The 1,408-nt window shown below is 74.5% G+C and carries 1 protein-coding gene; it reads left to right on the top strand.

The window, feature by feature from the left end:
* The first annotated feature begins 139 nt into the window (after positions 1 to 139).
* Positions 140 to 1,270, top strand: a complete 1,131-nt coding sequence (locus tag AC07BF_RS00275) for a pyridoxal phosphate-dependent aminotransferase (protein WP_363630526.1) — start codon at positions 140 to 142, stop codon at positions 1,268 to 1,270.
* Positions 1,271 to 1,408 lie beyond the last annotated feature (138 nt).

Below are 1,408 nucleotides of genomic sequence, written 5' to 3'. Positions count from 1 at the left end.
TTCGTGGAACCACAGCGCGCCCACGACCCCGGGCACGCTCTAGAGTTCTGGCCGCCCCAGGACACCCACCACCCCCCCCCCCCCCCCCACCCCCCCCCCCCCCCCTCCCCCGGCGCCGACGAGAGCGAGTGACAGAGAGATGACCAGGCTCCCCGACTTCCGACTCGAAACCTACTTCTCGCGCTGGGAGTTCAGCGCCCGCCACCACCTCGCCGCCTCCGACGCCCAGACCATGACGATGGCCGAACTCCTCGCCCTGGCCGGCCCCGAGGACCGCCGGGCCTGGGACGGCCTCGCCCTCGGCTACACCGAGACCTACGGCGATCCGGAGCTGCGCCGCGCCATCGCCGGGATGTACCAGGAGGTCGACGCCGACGACGTGCTCTGCTTCGGCGGCGCGCAGGAGGGGCTCAACCTCGCCATGCAGGTGCTCCTCGACCGGAGCGACCACGCCGTGGTGGTGACCCCCAACTACCAGTCCGCCGAGACCATCCCGCTCTCCCTCTGCGAGGTCACCGGCGTCGCCCTGGACGAGAAGGACGACTGGGCGCTCGACCTCGACGCGGTCACGGCCGCACTGCGCCCGAACACCCGGGTGCTGTCGGTGAACTTCCCGCACAACCCGACCGGCAAGGTCATCGCCGCGGCCGACTTCACGCGTCTGGTGGAGCTGTGCGACGAGCGCGGCATCCGGCTCTTCTCCGACGAGGTCTACCGCGGTCTGGAGCGCGACCCGGCCCGGGCGCTGCCGCAGGCCGCCGACCTCTCCGCGCGCGCCCTCTCGCTCAACGTCACCTCGAAGTCGCTCGGCCTGCCCGGCCTGCGGATCGGCTGGATCGCCTGCCGCGACCAGGAGTTGCGCTCCCGGCTGGAGCGGGCCAAGCACTACACCACGATCTGCAACTCGGCGCCGAGCGAGGTGCTGGCCCGCATCGCGATCAACGCCCGCGAGCAGATCCTGGCGCGCAACCGCGCGATCATCGCGGAGAACCTGCCGCGGTTCGACGCGTTCTTCGCCGAGTTCGGCGACCTCTTCGAGTGGCGCGCCCCGGACGGCGGCTGCGTCGCCTACCCGCGCTACCTCGGGGCGGACGGGGTCGAGGACTTCTGCACCGCGCTGGTCGAGCAGGCGGGCGTCCTGCTGCTGCCCGCGAGCATGTTCCACTCCGACCTGACGCCCGCTCCCGCCGACCGCTTCCGGATCGGCCTGGGGCGCCGCGATCCGGGCCCCGCCCTGGCGGCCTTCGGCGACTGGCTCCGCACGCGCTGACCGCCGGGCGCTGCCGGGAAGGAACGTGGGTCGGGGGGGGGGGGGGGGGGGGGGGGGGGGGGGGGGGGGGGGGGGGGGGGGGGGGGGGGGGGGGGGGGGGGGAGTGGGGGGGGGGGGGGGGGGGGGGGTGTGGGTGGG

The sequence above is a fragment of the Kitasatospora sp. NPDC043950 genome, from assembly GCF_056435345.1.
Note: the sequence above shows the minus strand (reverse complement) of the source record. Positions and strands in the feature narration are given on the sequence as shown.

Bases quoted from the DNA above. Each gene is read 5' to 3' on its own strand.
- AC07BF_RS00275 (WP_363630526.1), top strand. From the start codon at position 140: ATGACCAGGCTCCCCGACTTCCGACTCGAAACCTACTTCTCGCGCTGG.